Here is a 21,019-nt window from a genome sequence, read left to right as displayed (position 1 = left end):
AACTGACAATCGCTATACAATTTAGAGCTATATATCTCATGGGCATAAATTTATAGATGTCTTTTCAAGATCTACGCAAACGATTTTTGCTAAGTAACATCTCGCTTTATTGGGTGTTGCTTGTACCGTTTGTGATACAAATTATCGGGACTGTAGGTCTGGTAGGCTATTTGTCCTATCGCAGTAGCGAGACGGCAGTCGATAAAATGGCAAATCAGGTAATGAGTGAATTAGGCGATCGCATTGATCAGAACCTTGTTAGCTATCTCAACAAACCAACTGAAATCAACCTCAATAATGCTGCTAGTATCAAGCTGGGGATTCTAGACTGGCAAGATTTAGCGGCTGTAGAGAAATATTTTTGGCAACAATCGCAGATCTTTCCAGAAGTATCTGCTGTGGCGATCTCGAATGAGCAAAAAGAAATTCTCATTGTGGAAAAATTAGATGATGGTTCTCGTGTGATTCGACTGAGAGATAAATCAACTAATAATATATGGGATAACTATCTGGCTGATAGAGATGGAAATCGTGTCAAGCTTCTTAGACGCTCGACTACATATGATCCTCACAACGACCCGCCGAATAATCCTTGGTATGGGAAGGCTAAAAATGCAGGGCGATCGCTGTGGCAGATTACTGTTTCTCTGGCAAATCCGAATATGCCTTCACTGATTGCGGTCAACTTCTTACCATTCTTCGATCGCAACAATAATTTTCAGGGTGTGTTGGGAGCTTCGGTATCGCTGACTCAATTAGGGGATTTTCTCCAGAAACTCAAAATTGGAAAAACAGGACAAGCCTTTATAATTGATCGCAATGGGCAGATGATTGGTATGTCAACAGGGGAAATTCCCTTTCGCCAAGGTATATTGACACCATTAACGCAAGACAAAGAGACTCTTGCTAAAAATGTTAATCCTGATAATCGGAGGCTAAGCGTTTTTGATAGCCAAAATACCACAACCCAAATAACCGCAAATTATTTAAAAGAGCGTTTTGGTCGTCTAGAAAATATTTCTGAACGTCAACAGTTTCGATTTGAGAAAGATGGCACCCGATATTTTGTGCAGATTGCACCGCTAAAAAATGAAGTTGGATCTAATGATTTAGATTGGCTCTCAGTAATCGTGATACCAGAATCTGACTTTATGTCCGAGATTCAAACAAGTACTAATTGGACAATTCTTTTCTGTGGACTGATTGTGTTTGTTGCAATTGGGGTGGGGTTACTCACGGCTCGATGGATTTCTTGCTCAATATTGAAGTTAAGTAAGGCAAGTGAATCGATCGCAAAGGGTAATTGGCAAAGTTTGCCAGAAGACGTAAAGATTGCTGAGCTCAAAACTCTAGCAACATCGTTTAACTGGATGTCTGCACAACTCCATCAATCATTTTCACTAGTAGAAAATTCTCTGCGAGATTCAGAAGTCAAATTTTCGACAATTTTTCAGGCAAGTCCCGATCCTGCATGGATTGCGACATTAGCCGAAGGAAGATGTTTATATGTTAATCAAAGCCTGTGTAATTTTCTAGAAGCTTACTCAAGCGATATTATTGGCAAAACATGTGTGCAACTTGAACTATGGGAGAATATTGAAGATCTCCAGCATTATAGAGAAGTCCTAATTAGTAAAGGGATTATTCAAAATTTTGAAGCAGTAGTTCATACTAAGACGAAACAGAGAAAAACAGTCTTAATATCGGCTAGTACTATATGTATAGACGATCAGGACTGTGTGATCGGTGTCATGAAGGATATTAGCGATCGCAATCAACTAAAAATTAAACTCATTGAGAATGAGTCAAGATTAGAAGCATTTCTAAATAATATGCCTGCTATTAGCTATATCAAGGATCTAGAAGGCAAGTATTTAAATGTGAATAGAGAATTTGAACGGGTATCGAAAATTAGTCAAGATGATATGTTTGGCAAAACTGATTATGATTTTCTACCTTTAGAAGTTGCCGATAGTCTGCGGGCTAACGACCGTCAGGCAATCCTACAAAAATCTACGATTCAAGTTGAAGAAAGCGTAGAATTTCCTGATGGAATTCACACTTTTTTTGCAACTAAGTTTCCGCTTTGTGACCTGCAAGGCAATATTTATGCTACTGCTGGCATCTCTATAGATGTTACCGATCGCAAACAAACTGAAAGTGATCTGCGAGAAAGTCAAGCCGATCTCAAGACTGCATATATTGAACAGAATACTCTGTTTAATGCACTTACTGATGTGATCTTAGTGCGTAATGCAGAGGGACGTTGTCTCAAAGTAGCTCCGACCAAAGGTGTGAATCTAAAGGGAACTCAAGAGGAGGTTTTAAGCAAGCCAATTCAAGAAGAATTGCCGATGGAAGTAGCGATTCTTATTTTGCAAACCATTCACAAAGCTTTAACGACCAAGCAAATGGCAAGTTGTGATTATGTTTTAGAAATTGATGGCAGAGAAATATGGTTTTCTTCCAATATTTCGCCCTTGGCTGAAGATACAGTTATCCAAATTTCAAGGGATATCACAGAACGGAAACTGTCAGAAATAGCTTTGGCAAAAGCTAAAGAAGATGCAGAAGCGGCAACTAGAGCGAAGAGTGAGTTTCTGGCTAACATGAGTCATGAAATACGCACGCCGATGAATGGAGTTTTGGTGATGGCGCAGTTGCTTGCCACGACTGAACTTACGGAAGATCAAAAAGACTTTGTGCAAACTATCCTAGAAAGTGGTGATGTCCTTTTAGCGGTCATCAACGATATTCTTGATTTTTCTAAAATTGAATCAGGGATGCTCCAAATAGAGCAAAGAGAATTTGTCTTAGCCGAGGTCTTAAGTTCAGTTTGCAATTTAATGAATGGTCAAGCTAAAGACAAAACAATTGAACTGCAATACACAATCGACTCTAATGTTCCTTTAAATGTGATCGGTGATAGCTCTCGTTTGCGTCAGATTCTGATTAATCTAGTTGGGAATGCGATCAAATTCACGCCTCAGGGCAAGGTATCGGTTGCGGTTAGTGGCAGCCCATTATCTGATGGTGATCAGTATGAACTTAAATTTGCGGTTACTGATACTGGCATCGGTATTCAAGGCGATCGCATATCTAGTCTATTTCAAGCTTTTACGCAAGCTGACACCTCGATTAGCCGAAAATATGGTGGTACTGGCTTAGGTTTAGCGATTAGTAGGAGATTAATTGAGCTAATGGATGGAACGATCTGGGCTGAGAGTTTTGGGGGAGTTGGCGGTAATCCTCCTTTAAACTGGCAGTCTCATCTAGTTACCCAAGGAGCAACATTTCATTTTGTGATTCAAGTTAGGAGTTCGTAGGGGCAAAGCATTCCCACCACAATCTATAATTTTTTAGATATTATTTATTTGGGAATGCTTTGCCCAAAACCTTACAACGTAGGGATCATTTGTCTGTGAAAGCAGAGAGGGCTTAGCATTTGCGGATCAAGGTTCCTGTGGAAGTATAAAAATGGTGGCGCAAATGCTAAGCCCCTAAAAGTTTGATGTGATCGCTCTTATTTTGCGTATAAACCCTGCAAGGTCGGAATAAACGAGGGGTAAGAAATGGCAGCAGACTCGGCGCGATTGATGGAAGTTTTGCCCTTGGCGACTAGAGCAGCGATCGCCAGACTCATAGCAATACGATGATCGTCATAGCTATCTACTTCAGCACCAGTGAGAGCTTTACCCCCAACGATCTCCATCCCATCTGGAAGTTCCGTAACATTCGCTCCCATCTTCGTCATTTCCTTGACCATCGCCACAATGCGATCGCTTTCCTTGACTCGCAACTCGGCAGCATCCTCGATAATGGTTGTTCCCTCCGCACAGCTAGCTGCGATCGCTAAAATCGGGATCTCATCAATTAATCTCGGAATTACCGCGCCACCAATCCTACAAGCCTTGAGGCTGGAAGATCTTACTCGCAAATCGGCAACGGGTTCACCTGTAACTTCGCGTTGATTCTCATAGGTAATATCTGCGCCCATTTCAGCAAGAATTTCGAGAATGCCTGTGCGAGTAGGGTTAACCCCAACATTCTCAATTACTAAATCAGAATTGGGAACAATGGAAGCCGCTACTAACCAAAATGCCGCCGAACTAATGTCTCCAGGTACGGTCACTTCCTGCCCAACTAGTTTTGCGCCGCCTTTAACGGCGACAGTATTTGTATCAATATCAACTGTGATTTTTGCCCCGAAGGCAGCTAGCATTCTTTCACTATGATCGCGCGATCGCTCTGGCTCGGTGATAATCGTTTCGCCATCGATCATTAAACCCGCTAGCATAATGCAGGACTTGACCTGAGCCGAAGCTACAGGTGATTGATAGTGAATTGCCTTTAAATTTTGACCTGAAATTGCTAGTGGCGCTCTTGCTCCATTTTCCCGACCCCAGATGCTTGCTCCCATCTGGCGCAAAGGATTGACCACGCGAGACATGGGGCGCGATCGCAAAGAGCTATCGCCAGTGACGGCAAAAAAGCGATCGGGATGACTTGCCAAAATCCCTAACATCAAGCGTAGAGTTGTTCCCGAATTACCAGCATTCAATACATCTAACGGTTCCTTAAGATTGCCTAGCCCAATGCCCTTAATCGTTACTAATTCCGAGTTAAGTTCAGATATCTCCGCACCCATCGTCGAGAAACAAGCCGCAGTACTACGCGGATCTTCACCCAGTAATAACCCTCGAATGGTGGTTTCGCCCTCTGCTAGTGAGCCAAGCATTAACGCCCGATGCGAAATTGATTTGTCTCCAGGGATCGTAATTCTCCCATGTAAACCTTGTGGTAATTGGCTTGCATCAATGCTGAGAAGGTGATGGGTTTGAGTAGTATCGAGGTCAATCATGTTAGAGTCATTTAGCAGTTAGTATTAGAGTAAGACAAAATCACGGCAAATTTAGCATTAGCTTTTTATGAATCCCCCTGAGCCAAATTCTACTGATTTAAATGCGATCGCTACAGATAGCATCCTAAACAGTGACACCAATCCCCAAACGCCACAAAATCTGGGAACGTTTCTTGATCGCCTCTATGGGACATTGTTTTTGCCACAAGTGACTTTTGAGCAGCTCAAGGCAAATCCAAACTTTGCGCAAGCCACGATCGTAATCGCTTTAGTAAATATTCTAGAAACCTTACGCCTTGACCAACTTGTAATTTATAGAATCATTTGGTCAGTGATTAGTGGATTTATTGGTTGGATGTTTTTTACTTTTCTGCTTAAGCAATTAGCTAATGTTTTTCAAAAGAATATCGAGATGCGCGAATTGCTAACCCTGACGGGTTTTGCTAGTTTACCTTGGCTATTTATGGCTCCAGCGCTAAGCCTGCCGCCCCAATTTCGTGTTATTGCGGCGATCGCTGTACTGTTCTGGTTTATCGTTTGGCAAGTATGGAGCGCATCAGTGGCATTAGGAATTAAAATCTGGAAAACTTTAGCGATCGTGCCTTTAGCAATATTTGGCGGCATAGTTGCCTTAATTTGGCTAGCAAATACCTTTAAGTTGATACTAAGTATTAGTCTGTGATTTTTGTTTCATTAATTCAAAATCCAAAGAGTGAGAGGCGGCGCTTTGTGCCACCTCTCACTCTTTGGATTTTGTTTATAGTTTTGAGGCTTTTTGGAGCACTACCACTTTTGAGGGCTCTCTTCCACAAACCATTTAGGATTGCTATATATTAGATATACACTTTATAGTCTTGGCGTAATACCAATTCACAAAAGTGTGACAACACTTCTGTGAATTAAAAACCAAACCCTGTAAGGGTTTTAAAAACAAAAGTGGCTGCGCCACTTTGTGTTTTGGTATAAGTAAAGTTGAATTGGGATTAACGAAAAATATCTAATTAAAAAATCTTGATTTGGGAAGCTTGATCCCAAACTCCTAACCCAAAACTTACATGATTTCAGCACCAGAACCATCGAATGAAATAGAAAGAGTTGCAGCTCTGTATCAGTGCAATATTTTAGATACTGAGCCAGAGCAAGGCTTTGACGATATTACGAAATTAGCAGCCTATATTTGTCAAACACCGATCGCTTTGGTGAGTTTACTTGATAAAGAGCGGCAATGGTTTAAGTCAAAAGTTGGAATCATTGAAACAGAAACTCCGAAGGACGTAGCTTTTTGTGCTCATGCAATCCTAAAAGATGGAATTTTTATAATTCCTGACACTCTTAAAGACGAGAGATTTGCTAGCAATCCACTGGTAACTGGACCGCCTAACATTCGCTTTTATGCGGGAATCCCCATTAAAACGGCAGAAGGCTATCCTCTAGGTACACTTTGTGTAATTGATCGACAACCAAGAGAGCTGAGTACAGAACAAATATTAGCACTCAAATCACTTGGCAACCAAACTTCATATTTGATTGAAACTCGCCGTAGCTTAAATGAAATTAGTCGTTTATCCATACCGAAAAGCGCTAAACCTGCGGAGAAAAACTTTCTTAAGAAGATTGCATTTTGGACTGGAATTATCGCCTCAATTGTTATTGGGATGGGTGTGATTTCTTATGTAAATCTCAGCAGCTTAAAAGATTCAAATATTGATTTTTTGCAAAAACAAGATGAACTAGAGAAAATCCAGAAACCACTCAATCAAATCCGTGATTTAAAAAATTCAGTAGGAGTATATCTTCTTTTAGGTAATCAAGAAAGTCTAGAGGCATACAAGCTTTTGGTCGCAGAATTGGAAGTGGACATTCTAAAACTTCAGTACTTGAGTCAGAAGAATAGTAGAGAACAGTTAGCTAATCTGGATGGTCAGAAGAGTAGAGTTGACTATCAGGAAACGATCACACTCTTATTAAAACATCTTCGCAAAGGATTGCAAGACTCGAATGAAATTGTTGAGTCTTATAAATCTTCTGGACTAAAACCTACTCAGAAACTAATATTAGAGAAAAGAATTTGGGATGCTGAAGATCTTACTGAAACTGAACTAGAAGAACTAATTAATATTTCTAGGGATGATTTATCGTTATGGCTCCAAAAAAAGCAAGCTTCAACTGCTAATGCTGTTAATATTTCCTTAATTACACTGCTTTCGACTTTAGGCATACTTGGTTTGCTGTTTTATTCTGTCTACAATGAAACACTTACAAGTCGCCGACTAGAAACTAGCCTTAAGCAAGAACGAGATTTTACAGTTACAGTGCTGGATACAGTTGGTGCGCTTGTAATTGTATTAGATCTAGAAGGCAAAATAATTAGATTTAATCGTGAATGTGAAAGAGTAACTGGCTATTACTTTGAAGAAGTAAGAAATCAGAATTTTTGCAAGATTTTTCTGCCGCATGAAGAAGCTACGGCAGTTAGCAAGACCTTTACACGATTTTCTAATGGCAGTTTATCCAATTCATACGAAAATCATTGGTTAACAAAGAGTGGTAAGCGTCGGCTAATCTCTTGGTCAACTACGGCTGTAGTTGAATCAGAAAATAAAATTGCTTTTATCATTGGATCAGGGCTTGATATCACCGATCGCAAACAAGTCGAAGAAGAAGTGCGTTTGCAGAATTGGCGATCAATAGTTTTCTCTCAAATCACTCTACGCATTCGACAATCGTTAAATGTTAATGAGATCTTAAATACAACTGTTGAAGAGGTGAGAAAATACCTCAAAGCAGATCGGGTAGTTGTATATCGATTTGATGGTGAATGGGACGGTGTCGTTGCTGTTGAGTCCGTGGAGCCACCTTGGATTGCTTTATTGACAGCTGATATCAAAGATGCGTGCTTTAGAAATGGACTATGGGAAGATTTTCGCCAAGGTCGTAAAGTCGTAAATGACGATATTCCTAATTCGGATATGCCCGATTGCTATAAGAAAATGATGGCTCAGTGTCAAGTGCAAGCCACCTTAGTAGTACCAATCCTTGAAAGCGATCAGCTATGGGGACTACTCATCGCCCACCAATGCAGCGAGCCAAGGCATTGGAGTAGTTTTGAAGTTAACTTTTTAGCGGAGCTTGGTAATCAAGTAGGTATTGCTCTTTACCAAGCTACTTTATTAGAACAAGAAACATTACGCCGCGAGCAACTCTCTAAGCAGAATATTGAATTAGACAAAGCTCGTCATCAAGCAGAAATAGCAACAAAGATGAAAAGCTCTTTTCTCGCGACTATGAGCCATGAAATTCGTACGCCGATGAATGCAGTATTAGGAATGACAGGTTTGCTTGCCGACACTGAGCTTTCGACTCTCCAGCGAGATTTTGTGGAAACTGTAAGAATTAGCGGTGAAAATCTCCTTACATTAATCAATGAAATTCTTGATTTCTCAAAGCTTGAAGCTCATGAGATGGAATTAGAAGAGATTGATTTTGACCTTAACACCTGTGTTGAGGAAGTAACTGATTTACTTGCCATGCTTGCTCAGGTTAAAGGATTAGAGCTTGCGTCACTAGTTCATCAAAATGTGCCTATTTACCTATGTGGTGATGTATCGCGTCTCAGGCAAATATTAACCAATCTGGTTAGTAACGCCGTTAAGTTCACTTCGGAAGGTGAAGTTATCGTTAAGGTATCCCTCAACTCAGAAACTGAATCAACGGCAGTGATCGAATTTAGGATTATTGATACTGGCATCGGTATATCCGCGACAGCTCAGAAAAAGCTATTTCAACCCTTTACCCAAGTTGATGCTTCGACTACACGCAAATATGGTGGTACTGGTTTAGGACTTGCTATTTGCAAACAAATTATCGATCTCATGGGTGGCGAAATTGGCATCGATAGTGAAGAAGGCAAGGGTTCACATTTTTGGTTTAGGATTCCATTTGCGAAGCAGTCGCCAGTCGCGATCGCACAGCTTAAACCACGTCAAGAAGTTAATCTTAAGGATGTTCGCGTCTTGATAGTTGATGATAATGCAACCAATTGCAAAATCCTGACTTATCAACTAACTGCTTGGCAAATGCGAGTTGATGCATTACAAAATGCTTCTAATGCGATCGCGATTTTACAAGCAGCCGTGGAAGAAGGCGATCGCTATCAATTAGCAATTCTGGATATGCAAATGCCTGATCTTGACGGCGAAATGTTGGGTGCACAGATCAAGTCTGACCCAATCCTGAAAAATCTTAAATTAATCATGCTGACATCTCTAAACCAGCAAGGTGGTATCAGCCGTGTTAGAGAACTGGGATTTGAGTTTTATCTTGTCAAGCCTGTAAAACAGTCTCGCTTATTGGAAGTACTGGTGGAAGTGGTTTCTATAGATGCTAAGCATAAAGTTTTCCCTTCTACTCCATTAAGGCTGGCTGATGATGCACCTCAAAAGACTTCTAAACTTAAAATTTTGATTGCTGAAGATAATCCCATCAATCAAAAAGTGGTTCTACATCAGCTGCGTAGTTTTGGCTATGATGCAGATTTAGTAGGTAATGGCAAGGAAGTACTTAAGCTCCTAGAATGCATTCACTATGACATCATCCTCATGGATTGCCAAATGCCTGAAATGGATGGATATGAGACAACGATCGCCATTCGTCAGCTAGATTCAGAAAAAAGTAAAATTGTGATTATGGCGATGACAGCTAACGCCTTGAAGGAAGATCGCGATCGCTGTATTGCTTGTGGTATGGATGACTATCTCAGTAAACCCATACGCAAAGAAGATGTCGCTCGAAAATTAGCAGAATGGGAGAAAAAGATTTTTGCCCAGAATGCGATCGCATCTTCTTCGATTATCACTTCTGAGGTTACAACTACGGCAATTATCGATAATATAAATGTTGATACTAATTCCCTAGATCCAAATTCTAATAACTCCGAATCTCTATCATTAATTGACTGGACTTATATAGATAGTATTGCTGATGGTAGTGAAGAGTTTAAAGCTGAAATTCTCCAAACTTTTTTCGAGTCTACTTCGGAAAGCTTAGGGCAACTTGAAGTGGCGATCTCTGAGAATAATTACGATGAGATTGCTCGAATTGCTCATTTTATCAAAGGAGCCTCAAGTAACTTAGGGATGATTGCAATAGCTGCGATCGCTAATGATTTACAACAAGTTGGGGAAAATCAAAAAGAAGAGAATATGCAAGAGATGTTTAAGAAAATGCAATCTCTATTCTCACAAATTCAAAATTCTCTTTTATCATCCAAATAAATAAAGGCGGCACTTCGTGCCGCCTTTATTTATTTGGGTTTAAAAAACCTGTTCGATTTCATCGATTTCAGGAATCTCTTCCTTCAACTTACGCTCAATGCCCATTCTCAGGGTCATCGCTGAGCTAGGACAAGATCCACAAGCACCTTGTAAGCGCAATCGCACGACTGGTCCCTCGATTTCGACAAGTTCCACATTGCCACCATCAGACATTAGATAAGGGCGTAGCTCATCTAAAACATTTTCGACATTTTCTGTAGTCAGAGTCAAACTCATATTTTTTCCTGTATTTATCTCAAAACTATAGGCTCAGAGAATGCGGTGCTAAGTGCTGCATTCTCTACAACCATAACTATTACTATCTATGCTAACAGAATAATTGAGAGCTAATGGTTGTGCAATCTAATAAGGAACCAATTTTTTGTGGCGAGGCGAAGCCTCGCCACAAAAAATTGGTTCCTTGTTTTAATTGTTTGGGATTAAGTATCCACAACGATGCTCACCATTAACCATCCAATGCGTGCGTTCTACGGAACAATCCAACACGGTTGCAAACATTTCTAGCTCATGTCCGCACACACTGGGAAAAGACTCAGCCACATGGGCGATCGCACAATTATATTCCGTAAAAATGAAACCTTCTGTCCCTTCTACAGGGAACCATTCCGTCACATAACCTTCACTACGGCGAAGTTCGGCTAATTTTTCTAATCGTTGCTTGAGTGAACCTCCTCCAAGTTGCAATTTATAATTCTGTGCTTTGCGTTGCCACTGCTTTTGTAATACCTCAGACACTTGCTCTTTGCCTAAAGTATCAATCAGCGTATCAAGGAAATTTACGGCAAATTGGTTGTAACTATCGGGAAAGCGATCGCGCCCTGCCGTGGTCAATGCATAAATAAATTGGGGTCTACCCATACCCAACTGCTCGGCAGTGTGATAGATCAGCCCCTCAGTTTCAAGATCTTTTAAATGCTTACGAATTGCCTGCGGACTAATATCTAACTTTTCCGCTAAGTCCTGAGCTGTTACCTCTCCACGCTTAAGCAGATGCTGCAAAATGTCCTGCTTAGTATCATTTTTAGCATCATGCTTATGGTCATTTTTATGATCTAGCTTCAGGTCTGGTGCACTTGAAATCATTTCAGCGACACCGATGGGAGTTTTCATAAATATTAAGCTCCAGACAACAACTGACTCTTACGTAGAGTCAAGACTCGATAGAGTGGCAGAGCTATCAAAAAATGACTTTGACAACTTGCATGTTGTTAATGTAACCTACAATTAGTAAAGAAACAAGTAAGTTGTTTTATTCAAACAAAGGTAGCGCGAAGCACTAACTTTGCACATCAATTATCAGGAGCCACGACTGACATGACTGCAACGGTTCAAGCACTTGTCAACCAACCATACAAATACGGATTTGTTACATCCATTGAGTCGGACACGATTCCTCGCGGTCTAAGCGAAGATGTCGTCCGCATGATTTCGGCTAAGAAAAATGAGCCAGAATACATGCTGGAATTCCGTCTCAAGGCTTATCGGCAATGGTTAAAGATGCAAGAACCAACATGGGCACATGTCGAATATCCTGCGATCGATTACCAAAATATCGTCTATTATTCTGCACCCAAGCAATCGAAAAAGAAAGCAAGTCTTGATGAAGTTGATCCTGAGTTACTGGATACTTTTGAGAAATTAGGGATTTCCATTAACGAGCAAAAGCGTCTAACCAATGTTGCCGTTGATGTCATTTTTGATAGCGTTTCGATCGCCACAACTTTTAAGAAAGATCTAGCAAAAGTTGGTGTAATCTTCTGCTCGATCACCGAAGCGATGCATGAGTATCCTGAACTGATCAAAAAATATCTAGGTAGCGTTGTCCCGATCGCAGACAACTACTATTCAGCACTAAATGCTGCCGTATTTACCGATGGCTCCTTTGTATACATTCCCAAAGGCGTAAAGTGCCCGATGGATCTGTCCACCTATTTCCGCATTAACAATGGTGACTCTGGACAGTTCGAGCGTACTTTGATTGTTGCCGAAGAAGGAGCCTATGTCAGCTATCTTGAAGGTTGTACTGCACCAATGTTTGATACCAATCAACTTCATGCAGCCGTAGTTGAATTAGTCGCCCTAGATGATGCCGAAATCAAATATTCCACAGTACAGAACTGGTTTGCTGGCGATAAAGATGGCAAAGGCGGTATCTATAACTTTGTGACTAAGCGTGGTTTGTGCCAAGGCAAAAACTCAAAGATCTCTTGGACTCAAGTAGAAACTGGTTCCGCAATTACTTGGAAGTATCCCAGTTGCGTATTGGTTGGTGAAAACTCCGTTGGTGAGTTTTACTCTGTTGCTCTAACAAATAATAAGCAACAAGCCGACACTGGCTCGAAAATGGTGCATATCGGCAAAAACACCCGCAGTAAAATTGTTTCTAAGGGCATTTCCGCTGGTGGCTCTCAAAATAGCTATCGCGGCTTGGTCAAAATCTCACCCAAAGCTGAAGGCGCAAGAAATTATTCTCAATGCGACTCAATGCTGATTGGTGATTGCTCTCAAGCGAATACTTTTCCTTATATTCAAGTTCAAAACAATACCGCTAGAGTTGAGCATGAAGCCTCAACTTCTAAAATCGGCGAAGAGCAATTGTTCTATTTCCAACAACGCGGTATCGCGGTTGAAGATGCTGTCTCGATGATCATTAGTGGCTTCTGCAAAGAAGTATTTAATGCATTGCCGATGGAATTCGCTGTTGAAGCTGATAAGCTCTTGGCTTTGAAGCTAGAGAATAGTGTTGGATAAAGCGATCGCCATTTTGTTCTCGCGATGAAGAGACTACAATCTCTGCTTTTTAAGTGGTATACAATAATTTAGATGGAGATAGATATTTTAAATTAGATAGAATTTTTATAGTTAAATCAGCCGTAAAAATTCTGTCTAATATGTAATGTTGATATGAGCAGCTTTCATACACATGCGCGAATAGTTCGTAGAAACGATTTACCATTTCATTACCGCCGATCTGCTTTTCGCTCTTGTATACAAGTTTATCGGTGGCTCATCAGGCAAAAATTTCAAGTAACTTATCTTCGATATAGTAAATTTTTTGGATTTGATGAGAACATATCGGAATCCAATGAGCGACTAAATAAGGCAATAGATGCTTTGGAGACTGAGAGAAACTTATTTCTTGAGCAATTACGTCTGTTTGATAAAAAGCGCATCAAGGAAAAAGTAGGCGGTCGCAGACTACCTTCTAACATAGAAGTTGATTTACTCTATAAAAACATGAAATTTGTAGTTCCTATGGAAGAAGATGAGACTGAAACCGAAAAAAACTTATCTTAGCTATGGAAAGACAGGAGGAAATTTGGCAAGCGGTCGGTAGAATTACAATTAACTATCCACTATTGGAATGTGATAAATGTGCGTTAACCGTAATGCGTTGGCTAAAAAAGCGTGGCATCGAAGCAAAAATACTGCGGTTACGAACCAAACGCCGCAGTGAAAACTTTGTGACAAGCGATCGCTATGGGTTAGACGAATCAATAACTGAAAATGGGACTCATTATGGAGTAGAAGTCATGGGAAAGGTATTTGACAATTTGTCCGCCGAAGGATTGTCTCGTGAAGATTGGATAAAAGATTTTGATTGTCTGAGTGGCGCTTTTGTAGTTGAGGAACTGACTAGTTTGTAATAATTTGTTTGAGAGGTACAAAATGATTGGATTGTTTGAACTTTTGCAGAAAATCGAAAAAAACTCAGGAATGTATTTAGGTCGTCAATCCGTTAGCGATCTATTTATGTTTCTTGCTGGATATGAATTTGCCCGAAGCCAGAGTAATGATGAACTCACCCAAGAAGAAGAAGCGTTTTACAACGAGTTTCAGCCTTGGTTACAAAAAAAAATAGGCGTAAGATCTGTTACTTCATGGGCAAAGCTAATCATGCTGTCCTGTCATGACGAAAAAACAGGTTTTGAAATGTTTTTTAGATTTTTAAGAGAGTTTCAAGTTCGCGATCATGTTGAAGATGTAATCGCAGTTTAATATTAATTCTTCTTTGGCTTTGCGTAATGTAAAAGCACTGTAAGACATAGTTTCCCGACCTTCTCATACCAATATCTGTCCACTACATATTACAATATTAAATAGCTGTTAAGAGAAATAGAAATGATTGTTGAAAATAGCGAAGTGATTTTATCAGTCAAGAATTTGACTGCGGAAGTTGGTGGAGTCGAGATTTTAAAAGGGCTTAATCTGGAGATTAAGGCTGGTGAAGTTCATGCGATTATGGGGCCAAATGGCTCTGGTAAAAGCACATTCTCGAAAGTGTTAGCAGGACATCCTGCCTATACGGTCACAGGCGGTGAGATTATTTATAAGGGTGAAAACTTATTAGATTTAGCACCAGAAATTAGATCTAGAGAAGGTATATTTTTAGCTTTTCAATATCCATTAGAAATTCCTGGGGTGACTAATTCTGATTTCTTGCGATTGTCCTATAACAACTTGAGAAAGCACAAAGGCTTAGAAGAGTTCGATATCATCGACTTTGATGACTTTATCCAAGAAAAGTTAGAGATTGTAGAAATGAATCCTAGTTTCTTGAGTCGCAGTGTTAACGAAGGTTTTTCTGGCGGCGAGAAGAAACGCAATGAGATTTTGCAAATGGCAATTCTCGATCCAACCTTGGCAATTCTAGACGAGACAGATTCGGGGTTAGATATTGATGCTTTGAGGATTGTGGCAGGTGGAGTGAATAAGCTCTCAACCCCTCTCAATTCTTCATTAGTAATTACACACTATCAGCGCTTACTAAATTACATTATTCCAGACTTCATTCATGTGATGGAAAATGGCAAGATTATTCTCACAGGTGGCAAAGACTTGGCTCTGGAACTAGAAGAAAAGGGCTATGACTGGCTCAAAGAAGAAGAGGCGGTGTTGGCATAATGGCTATTCAAGTTTCTGAACAAGTGGAAAATCAAGCAGAACTAAAGGGCGCATTAAGCACTCGCAGTAAATTGGCTGTTGACAGTAAAAAGTTTACTTCCCAAGTGATCAGTTTAGGTTCTCCGATCGCGATCTCCCAAGACACCGATCAGTTTGTGAGCGAGATTCGTCAATTGGCTAGCGATCGCCTAGCGAGTCTTTCTTTTCCAACCACCAAAGATGAAGAATGGAAATATACTGATGTTTCGTCTTTGGGAAATCTAACTTTTGCTAATCAGATGGGGAATTCAGAGGATGTCGAAGCATTAATTGCTAAGCATTCAGCTTCTGAAGCCGTTGATAATCTGATTGTGTTTGTGAATGGGCAGTATAGTGAGAAGTTCTCAGATACAACGGGCGCTTTACAGGGCTTAGTTCTTGGCACATTGGCAACTCTTGGCGATCGCATTCTGCCAAAACTGCGATCGCACCTCGCGCAACATCCCGATGCGAATGATTATTTTACAAGCCTGAATACAGCTTGTCTGAATGATGTAGCGATTGTACTCGTCCCCAAAAATCTAGTCGTCGAAAAGCCGATCCAGCTTTTGTTTGTATCTGCACCACAGGCTGGCGCAACATTGATAACTCAGCCGCGCTGTTTGGTGATTGCAGAAAGCCATAGTAATTTGACTTTTATTCAAACTTTTGTGGGAATTGATTCTCAAACCTATTTTACTAATACGGTAACAGAAGTTTGGCTAGCAGAAGGTGCAGAAGTCAATCATACCAAGGTACAGTGGCAAGGTGATGAGGCGGTGCACATCAATATGATTGCGATCGCTCAAGCCCGAAATAGCGTCTATAAGAATCAATCGATTAGCATCGGTGCGAAGATCTCTCGCCAGAATTTGATCGTGCATCAAATGGCTGAACAAACGCAAACTTCGCTGACTGGGTTAGCATTTGTTGATGGTGAACAGCATGCGGATACACATTCTGTAATTGCTCACAACTATCCGCACGGATCGAGTAAGCAATTGCACAAGTGCATTGCTGACGGTCGTTCCCATACAGTTTTTAATGGCAAAATCCAAGTTGCGAAGTTAGCTCAACAGACTGATTCCGCCCAGCTAAGCCGCAATCTCTTGTTGTCGCCTAAAGCGCGAGTGGACACAAAACCTCAATTAGAGATTTTTGCAGATAATGTCAAATGCGCTCACGGTGCAACCGTCAGTCAACTCGATGCTGAGGAAATCTTCTATCTCCAAAGTCGGGCGATTGATGCTGAGAGTGCCGCTAACTTGCTAACCTATGCCTTTGCAACCGAGGCGATTAACCAAATTCCGATTGTTTCGGTACAGCGATCGCTCAGTAACTTCGTTCTTGAGAAAACGAAGGGTTAATGACTTATAAGTAGGAAAGCTTAATTAAATGTAGGATGTGTTAGTGCAACGTAACGCATCAATTAGTTGTCAATGATGGGTTACGCTATCGCTAACCCATCCTACGTTTAATTCCAACAACTTACTTATTGAGTATTTCAATGCTAAAGAGTTTGCGTTTAGAAAATTTTAAAAGTTTTAAAAATGCCGAGCTTTCGCTTGGAGATTTGACAGTTTTAGTAGGGACTAATGCTTCAGGTAAAAGCAATATTCGTGATGCTTTTCGTTTTTTGCATGGCATTTCACGAGGCTATAGCATTGCTGAAATTATTGGTGAGAAGTATGGGGAAGGTGGTGTGCTGCAATGGCGAGGTATTCGCGGCGGTACAAAGGAAATAACTTATTGTGGGGCTGATTCTTTTGCGATCGCTATTTCCTTTTCTGTCCATGATGGCGATACAGAATATGACATGGATTATCGTATTGAGGTTAAATTAGATTCATCTAGTCCATTTCCCTACATCATTTTTGAAGTTTTGAATTGCAAACAAACAAATAATCCAATTTTTGCATCCTTCGACTCTACTCTGAATAATCACAATAGTGTTCGTTTTTATGACTCTTGGCATAGCAGTGGAGGTGACAACTTCCCTAATTATATTCCAATGCTTTTTCAGATTGAGAAAGAAAATAGACTAAAAGGGGTAATTAGTAAAATAGACATAGATTTTGATATTCCAGTCACAAAAAAATTGTGTGAGCTTGCCTTAAATGCAATAGGTGATATGAGATTTCTCGATCTCAGTCCAGATGTGATGAGATTGCCGACTTTTGCGGGGCAAAACGTTTTAGGCGATCGCGGTGAAAATTTGTCATCGGTAATGCTAGATATTTGTCGTGATGAAACCCGTAAGGCGATTTTATTGGATTGGTTGCAATCATTAACGCCAATGGATGCAAAAGATTTTGACTTTCCCGAAGACTTTACTGGCAAAGTTCTACTGAGAATCGAAGAAGCAAGCGGACAGAAAACAACTGCTTATAGTGCATCGGATGGAACATTGCGATTTTTAGGATTGTTGGCAGCACTTTTGGGTAATCAGCGATCGCGCTTTTACTTTTTTGAAGAACCTGAAAATGGCATCCATCCCAATCGGTTAAGCTTGCTGTTGCAACTTATGCAGCAAGAAGTCGCTAATAGCTCAATGCAAATTGTGATTACCACTCACTCACCGCTTTTGTTGAATTTCTTAAGCCCCGAAAGCCTTGAATATGCTTCTTTAATGTATCGAATAGGCGATCGCACCGAGTCACGTATAACTAAAATTATGGACATTCCCAACGCTAGGGAACTTGTCGCAAATGAAGGCTTGTCGAGCTTACTAGATTCAGGATGGCTAGAAGATGCGATGTACTTCCTTGAAGATGAAGAGGTGCAGGACTCATGAATGTTCTGATTATTCTCGAAGATTTTGTCAATGATGAGAGTATGGTGCTACCGATTGTCAGAGCGATGATGACTGCGATCGGTAAGCCAAAAGCAAAAATTACAGTCTGCAAAAATCCACGCCTTCGAGGTCACGCTGAAGCCCTGAGATGGGAAAAGATTCAAGAAATTTTGCAAAGATATGGCGGTATGACCGACTTGTTTTTGGTCTGTGTTGATCGCGATGGCAATGAAGATAGACGGGCAAAGCTTGATGGACTTGAAAAACGAGCGCAAGAATTTTTAGCAGAGAAATATCAAAAACCCAAAAAGTTTATAGGCGAAAATGCTTGGCAAGAATTAGAAGTATGGGTTTTAGCAGGATGTATTGATCTTCCAAAAAACTGGAATTGGTTAGAAATTCGTGCTGAGAGAAAATCTAAAACAGGATATTTTATGCAATTTGCAGAACAGCGATCGCTATTAGAAGCACGTTGTCAAGGTAGAGGAATCCTCGCAGAAGAAGCGGCTAATCGTTACGATCGCATTTGCAAACGATGCCCTGAAGATATTGGGAACTTAGAAACAAATATTCAAGAATGGCTAGTTAGGAATGATTAGAGTTCAGTACAGCGATCGCTTAGTAATTTTGTATTTGAGAAAACAAAAGCATAAACCCTAAAAAAATAAGAGACGACGCAATTGCCTCGCCTCTTATTTTTTTCCTCTATACTTCGCTAAAAGTGCTATAAGTCATCCAGTGAAAAATGCTAGGATGCTGAGCATCAAGAACGTATCGAGATGAGAAAATTAATGCGTTGGTCTATTGTGCTTATGCTCAGTGCTACATTAGCAGGAGCTAGCGCCCCTCTAATTACCACTTCTTCTGACTCAGATATTACTCTGAATGCAAGCTTAGGAAATAATCGAGACGGCAAATCATTTGATCCACTTACTTACTCTCCCATTGATCAAAGACTTGCTAAATTAGAAACTCAGGCTAAACAGCAAAGTTCTAATAGTAACGATACTGACCGTGTTCGCGCTCGTTTGGTAATTGCGGATATTCATCTCAACAACCGCAAGCCCCGCGAGGCGATCGCTGCTCTTGATAAATTGGAAACTGAGTATCCAGTTTTAGCCGATTATGTTTTGCTCAAACGCGCACAAGCCCAAACTCAACTGCGCGATCTCCAATCTGCTACATCAACTTGGCAACAACTTTTAGCCAAGTTCCCTGATAGTCCAGCAGCTGCCGAAGCAATGTTTGCCTTAGGACAAAATCAACAGCTTTTACAAAAATTTCCTGCTCATCCGCGATCGCAAGAAGTTGTCCTGCGCTTACTAGCCCAAGATCCAAATCGAGTTGATCTAATGGCGCATCTGGCGACTTATTTTAGTGATTCCAAAGAGATTGTCCCAGTTCTAAATCGTCTAGTTGCCAGTTCACCCTCACTCACCTCTGACCAATGGTGGGCGATCGCTGATGGATATTATAATAATTTTGAATTTGGCAGAGCCGCCAATGCCTATACCCGCGCCACAGTCAATCCGATAAATGCATACAATTACGCTCGCAGTCTTCATCGTGGCAGACAATTTGACTCAGCGATCGCCGCTTATAACCGTGTTGTCCAGCAATTTCCTCAAAGTCCTCAAGCTCCTCGCGCTTTAATTAGGATTACGCAGATTGGCTCGCCTGAAGAGGCGATCTCCGCAACCGATCGCATTGTGACAAGCTATCCCGATACCGCAGCCGAAGCCTTAGCAATTAAGGCTTCGATCTTGCAAGATAAGCTTGGTAGCCCCAAAACCGCAAGCGACGTTCGGAATCTATTGTTAAGTCGTTATGGCAGTAGTAATGATGCTGGTGAATTGCGTTGGCGAATTGCTAAAGGTCAAGGACGTGGCGGACAGATCAAGAATGCGATCGCCACGGTTGACGCATTGATTGCCAATAGTCCAGATAGTACCTCCGCAGCCGAAGCGAGCTTCTGGGCAGGTAAATGGGCTAATCAAATTGGTGATAAAGCTAAAGCTAAGAAGTTTTTTGAGTTTGCGATTCGTCAACACCCTGATTCCTATTTCGCGTGGCGATCGGCGAGTTCTCTTGGATGGAATGTGGGAACCTTCACGACAGCACGTTACGTTGCACCAGCGATCTCTATACCCAGCGAAAGGACAGCTTTACCTGCGGGTTCGGCGAAACTACAAGAGCTATATATTCTAGGACTAGATCGGGATGCGCAATCTCAATGGGTGACAGAATTGCGTGGCAAGCGTAATCTGGAACCAAGGGAGATTTTTACTGATGGCGTGCTACGGGTTGCCAATCAAGACAACTTGATTGGTATCAAAATTCTGGAAAGCTTGAATTGGATTGATGTTTCCAATGCTCAAAAGGTCGAAATTGCTCAACTTAAGCAGCATCCTGCTTATATACACTCGCTCTATCCTTTTCATTACTGGGATGTAATCTCAAATTGGTCACGCGATCGCAAACTCTCTCCAGCTCTCGTCATCGGTTTGATGCGTCAAGAGTCTCGATTTGAAGCTCAAATTCGTTCACGTTCAGGTGCGATCGGTCTGATGCAAATTATGCCAGATACAGGCTCATGGATTGCTAGCAAAAAGGGAGTGAATAGCTATAATCTTGATAGACCTGAAGATAATATCAATTTTGGAACTTGGTATTTGGACTATACCCACAGCCGTTTTGGCGATAACTCTATGCTTGCCGTTGCTAGCTATAATGCGGGCCCTGGTGCGATCGGTAGATGGGTAGAATCAAGAGGCTTGGGAGATCCTGATGAGTTTGTGAATAATATTCCCTACGATGAGACTAGAGATTATGTGTCCAAGGTTTTAGGTAACTATTGGAACTATCTGCGGTTATATTCTCCTTCAGTACAACAACAGATTACGGCTTTAGAACAGCCTAATAATATCAATGCCTCATCTAAGTTCTAAAACTAAAGCCCAAAGTGACCGCATAGCGGTCACTTTGCCTCTTGAGACTTTAAGCTTTTTGCAGCACTTTCAACCCACATTCCGCTCTCAAAATAAGTAAAAAAACAATTAGGAATCAGGGAGAGGGAGAAGATAATAGCGACGACAAGCGGAGGGAAAG

The 21,019-nt window shown here is 41.0% G+C and carries 15 protein-coding genes; 12 read left to right on the top strand and 3 right to left on the bottom strand.

The annotated features are described in order from the left end of the window. Nucleotides 1-56: 56 nt before the first annotated feature. Nucleotides 57-3,326, top strand: coding sequence for a PAS domain-containing protein (locus CQ839_RS19975; RefSeq protein ID WP_103670058.1), 3,270 nt, complete (start codon nucleotides 57-59; stop codon nucleotides 3,324-3,326). A 197-nt stretch (nucleotides 3,327-3,523) separates the two neighbouring features. Here CQ839_RS19975 and aroA read toward each other — a convergent pair whose 3' ends face one another. Next, nucleotides 3,524-4,861: a 3-phosphoshikimate 1-carboxyvinyltransferase gene (aroA, locus tag CQ839_RS19970; protein WP_103670057.1), complete on the bottom strand. Its 1,338-nt coding sequence runs from the start codon at nucleotides 4,859-4,861 to the stop codon at nucleotides 3,524-3,526. A gap of 67 nt (nucleotides 4,862-4,928) precedes the next feature. Here aroA and CQ839_RS19965 point away from each other — a divergent pair, with 67 nt between their 5' ends. Both CQ839_RS19965 and CQ839_RS19960 read left to right on the top strand, forming a co-directional pair. Then, nucleotides 4,929-5,543, top strand: coding sequence for a Yip1 family protein (locus tag CQ839_RS19965; RefSeq protein ID WP_103670056.1), 615 nt, complete (start codon nucleotides 4,929-4,931; stop codon nucleotides 5,541-5,543). Between the two features lie 373 nt (nucleotides 5,544-5,916). Then, nucleotides 5,917-10,134: a response regulator gene (locus CQ839_RS19960; protein WP_103670055.1), complete on the top strand. Its 4,218-nt coding sequence runs from the start codon at nucleotides 5,917-5,919 to the stop codon at nucleotides 10,132-10,134. A gap of 39 nt (nucleotides 10,135-10,173) precedes the next feature. On the opposite strand, the gene CQ839_RS19955 is transcribed toward CQ839_RS19960, so the two are convergent. Together CQ839_RS19955 and sufR are read right to left on the bottom strand one after the other, a co-directional pair. Beyond that, complete coding sequence (locus tag CQ839_RS19955) at nucleotides 10,174-10,410, bottom strand: NifU family protein (protein WP_103670054.1); 237 nt, start codon at nucleotides 10,408-10,410, stop codon at nucleotides 10,174-10,176. Nucleotides 10,411-10,599: 189 nt separating this feature from the next. Continuing rightward, nucleotides 10,600-11,277, bottom strand: coding sequence for an iron-sulfur cluster biosynthesis transcriptional regulator SufR (sufR, locus tag CQ839_RS19950; RefSeq protein ID WP_374937753.1), 678 nt, complete (start codon nucleotides 11,275-11,277; stop codon nucleotides 10,600-10,602). Nucleotides 11,278-11,508: 231 nt separating this feature from the next. Between sufR and sufB the strand changes: the two genes are divergently transcribed. The 9 genes from sufB to CQ839_RS19905 all read left to right on the top strand — a co-directional run bounded on the left by sufB (nucleotide 11,509) and on the right by CQ839_RS19905 (nucleotide 20,859). After that, the gene (gene sufB, locus CQ839_RS19945; RefSeq protein ID WP_103670052.1) at nucleotides 11,509-12,945 is read left to right on the top strand and encodes a Fe-S cluster assembly protein SufB; all 1,437 of its coding nucleotides are present in this window, start codon (nucleotides 11,509-11,511) and stop codon (nucleotides 12,943-12,945) included. 153 nt (nucleotides 12,946-13,098) lie between these two features. Then, the gene (locus tag CQ839_RS19940; protein ID WP_103670051.1) at nucleotides 13,099-13,491 is read left to right on the top strand and encodes a hypothetical protein; all 393 of its coding nucleotides are present in this window, start codon (nucleotides 13,099-13,101) and stop codon (nucleotides 13,489-13,491) included. A gap of 2 nt (nucleotides 13,492-13,493) precedes the next feature. Beyond that, nucleotides 13,494-13,841 (top strand): papain fold toxin domain-containing protein, encoded by a 348-nt coding sequence (locus CQ839_RS19935; protein ID WP_103670050.1) that lies wholly within the window; start codon nucleotides 13,494-13,496, stop codon nucleotides 13,839-13,841. Nucleotides 13,842-13,863: 22 nt separating this feature from the next. Continuing rightward, the gene (locus CQ839_RS19930; protein ID WP_103670049.1) at nucleotides 13,864-14,193 is read left to right on the top strand and encodes a hypothetical protein; all 330 of its coding nucleotides are present in this window, start codon (nucleotides 13,864-13,866) and stop codon (nucleotides 14,191-14,193) included. A 123-nt stretch (nucleotides 14,194-14,316) separates the two neighbouring features. Beyond that, nucleotides 14,317-15,099, top strand: coding sequence for a Fe-S cluster assembly ATPase SufC (gene sufC / locus CQ839_RS19925; protein ID WP_103670048.1), 783 nt, complete (start codon nucleotides 14,317-14,319; stop codon nucleotides 15,097-15,099). Then, nucleotides 15,099-16,484 carry a Fe-S cluster assembly protein SufD gene (sufD, locus tag CQ839_RS19920; protein WP_103670047.1) on the top strand — a complete coding sequence of 462 codons (1,386 nt, stop codon included), beginning with the start codon at nucleotides 15,099-15,101 and terminating at the stop codon, nucleotides 16,482-16,484. The genes sufC and sufD overlap by 1 nt, the downstream gene beginning before the upstream one ends. 140 nt (nucleotides 16,485-16,624) lie before the next feature. Further along, nucleotides 16,625-17,911 carry an AAA family ATPase gene (locus CQ839_RS19915; RefSeq protein ID WP_103670046.1) on the top strand — a complete coding sequence of 429 codons (1,287 nt, stop codon included), beginning with the start codon at nucleotides 16,625-16,627 and terminating at the stop codon, nucleotides 17,909-17,911. After that, complete coding sequence (locus CQ839_RS19910; RefSeq protein ID WP_103670045.1) at nucleotides 17,908-18,510, top strand: hypothetical protein; 603 nt, start codon at nucleotides 17,908-17,910, stop codon at nucleotides 18,508-18,510. The genes CQ839_RS19915 and CQ839_RS19910 overlap by 4 nt, the downstream gene beginning before the upstream one ends. A 192-nt stretch (nucleotides 18,511-18,702) precedes the next feature. Then, nucleotides 18,703-20,859 (top strand): transglycosylase SLT domain-containing protein, encoded by a 2,157-nt coding sequence (locus CQ839_RS19905; protein WP_103670100.1) that lies wholly within the window; start codon nucleotides 18,703-18,705, stop codon nucleotides 20,857-20,859. Nucleotides 20,860-21,019 lie beyond the last annotated feature (160 nt).

The sequence above is a fragment of the Pseudanabaena sp. BC1403 genome, from assembly GCF_002914585.1.
GTDB lineage: Bacteria > Cyanobacteriota > Cyanobacteriia > Pseudanabaenales > Pseudanabaenaceae > Pseudanabaena.
The sequence above is the reverse complement of the archived record's forward strand: the minus strand, read 5'-3'. Positions and strand labels throughout refer to the sequence as shown.

Coding starts and splice junctions, on each gene's coding strand:
- CQ839_RS19940 (WP_103670051.1), top strand. CDS start 13,099: ATGAGCAGCTTTCATACACATGCGCGAATAGTTCGTAGAAACGATTTA.
- CQ839_RS19905 (WP_103670100.1), top strand. CDS start 18,703: ATGCGTTGGTCTATTGTGCTTATGCTCAGTGCTACATTAGCAGGAGCT.
- aroA (WP_103670057.1), bottom strand. CDS start 4,861: ATGATTGACCTCGATACTACTCAAACCCATCACCTTCTCAGCATTGAT.
- CQ839_RS19955 (WP_103670054.1), bottom strand. CDS start 10,410: ATGAGTTTGACTCTGACTACAGAAAATGTCGAAAATGTTTTAGATGAG.
- sufC (WP_103670048.1), top strand. CDS start 14,317: ATGATTGTTGAAAATAGCGAAGTGATTTTATCAGTCAAGAATTTGACT.
- CQ839_RS19910 (WP_103670045.1), top strand. CDS start 17,908: ATGAATGTTCTGATTATTCTCGAAGATTTTGTCAATGATGAGAGTATG.
- CQ839_RS19930 (WP_103670049.1), top strand. CDS start 13,864: ATGATTGGATTGTTTGAACTTTTGCAGAAAATCGAAAAAAACTCAGGA.
- CQ839_RS19965 (WP_103670056.1), top strand. CDS start 4,929: ATGAATCCCCCTGAGCCAAATTCTACTGATTTAAATGCGATCGCTACA.
- CQ839_RS19915 (WP_103670046.1), top strand. CDS start 16,625: ATGCTAAAGAGTTTGCGTTTAGAAAATTTTAAAAGTTTTAAAAATGCC.
- sufB (WP_103670052.1), top strand. CDS start 11,509: ATGACTGCAACGGTTCAAGCACTTGTCAACCAACCATACAAATACGGA.
- CQ839_RS19975 (WP_103670058.1), top strand. CDS start 57: ATGTCTTTTCAAGATCTACGCAAACGATTTTTGCTAAGTAACATCTCG.
- sufR (WP_374937753.1), bottom strand. CDS start 11,277: ATGATTTCAAGTGCACCAGACCTGAAGCTAGATCATAAAAATGACCAT.
- CQ839_RS19960 (WP_103670055.1), top strand. CDS start 5,917: ATGATTTCAGCACCAGAACCATCGAATGAAATAGAAAGAGTTGCAGCT.
- sufD (WP_103670047.1), top strand. CDS start 15,099: ATGGCTATTCAAGTTTCTGAACAAGTGGAAAATCAAGCAGAACTAAAG.
- CQ839_RS19935 (WP_103670050.1), top strand. CDS start 13,494: ATGGAAAGACAGGAGGAAATTTGGCAAGCGGTCGGTAGAATTACAATT.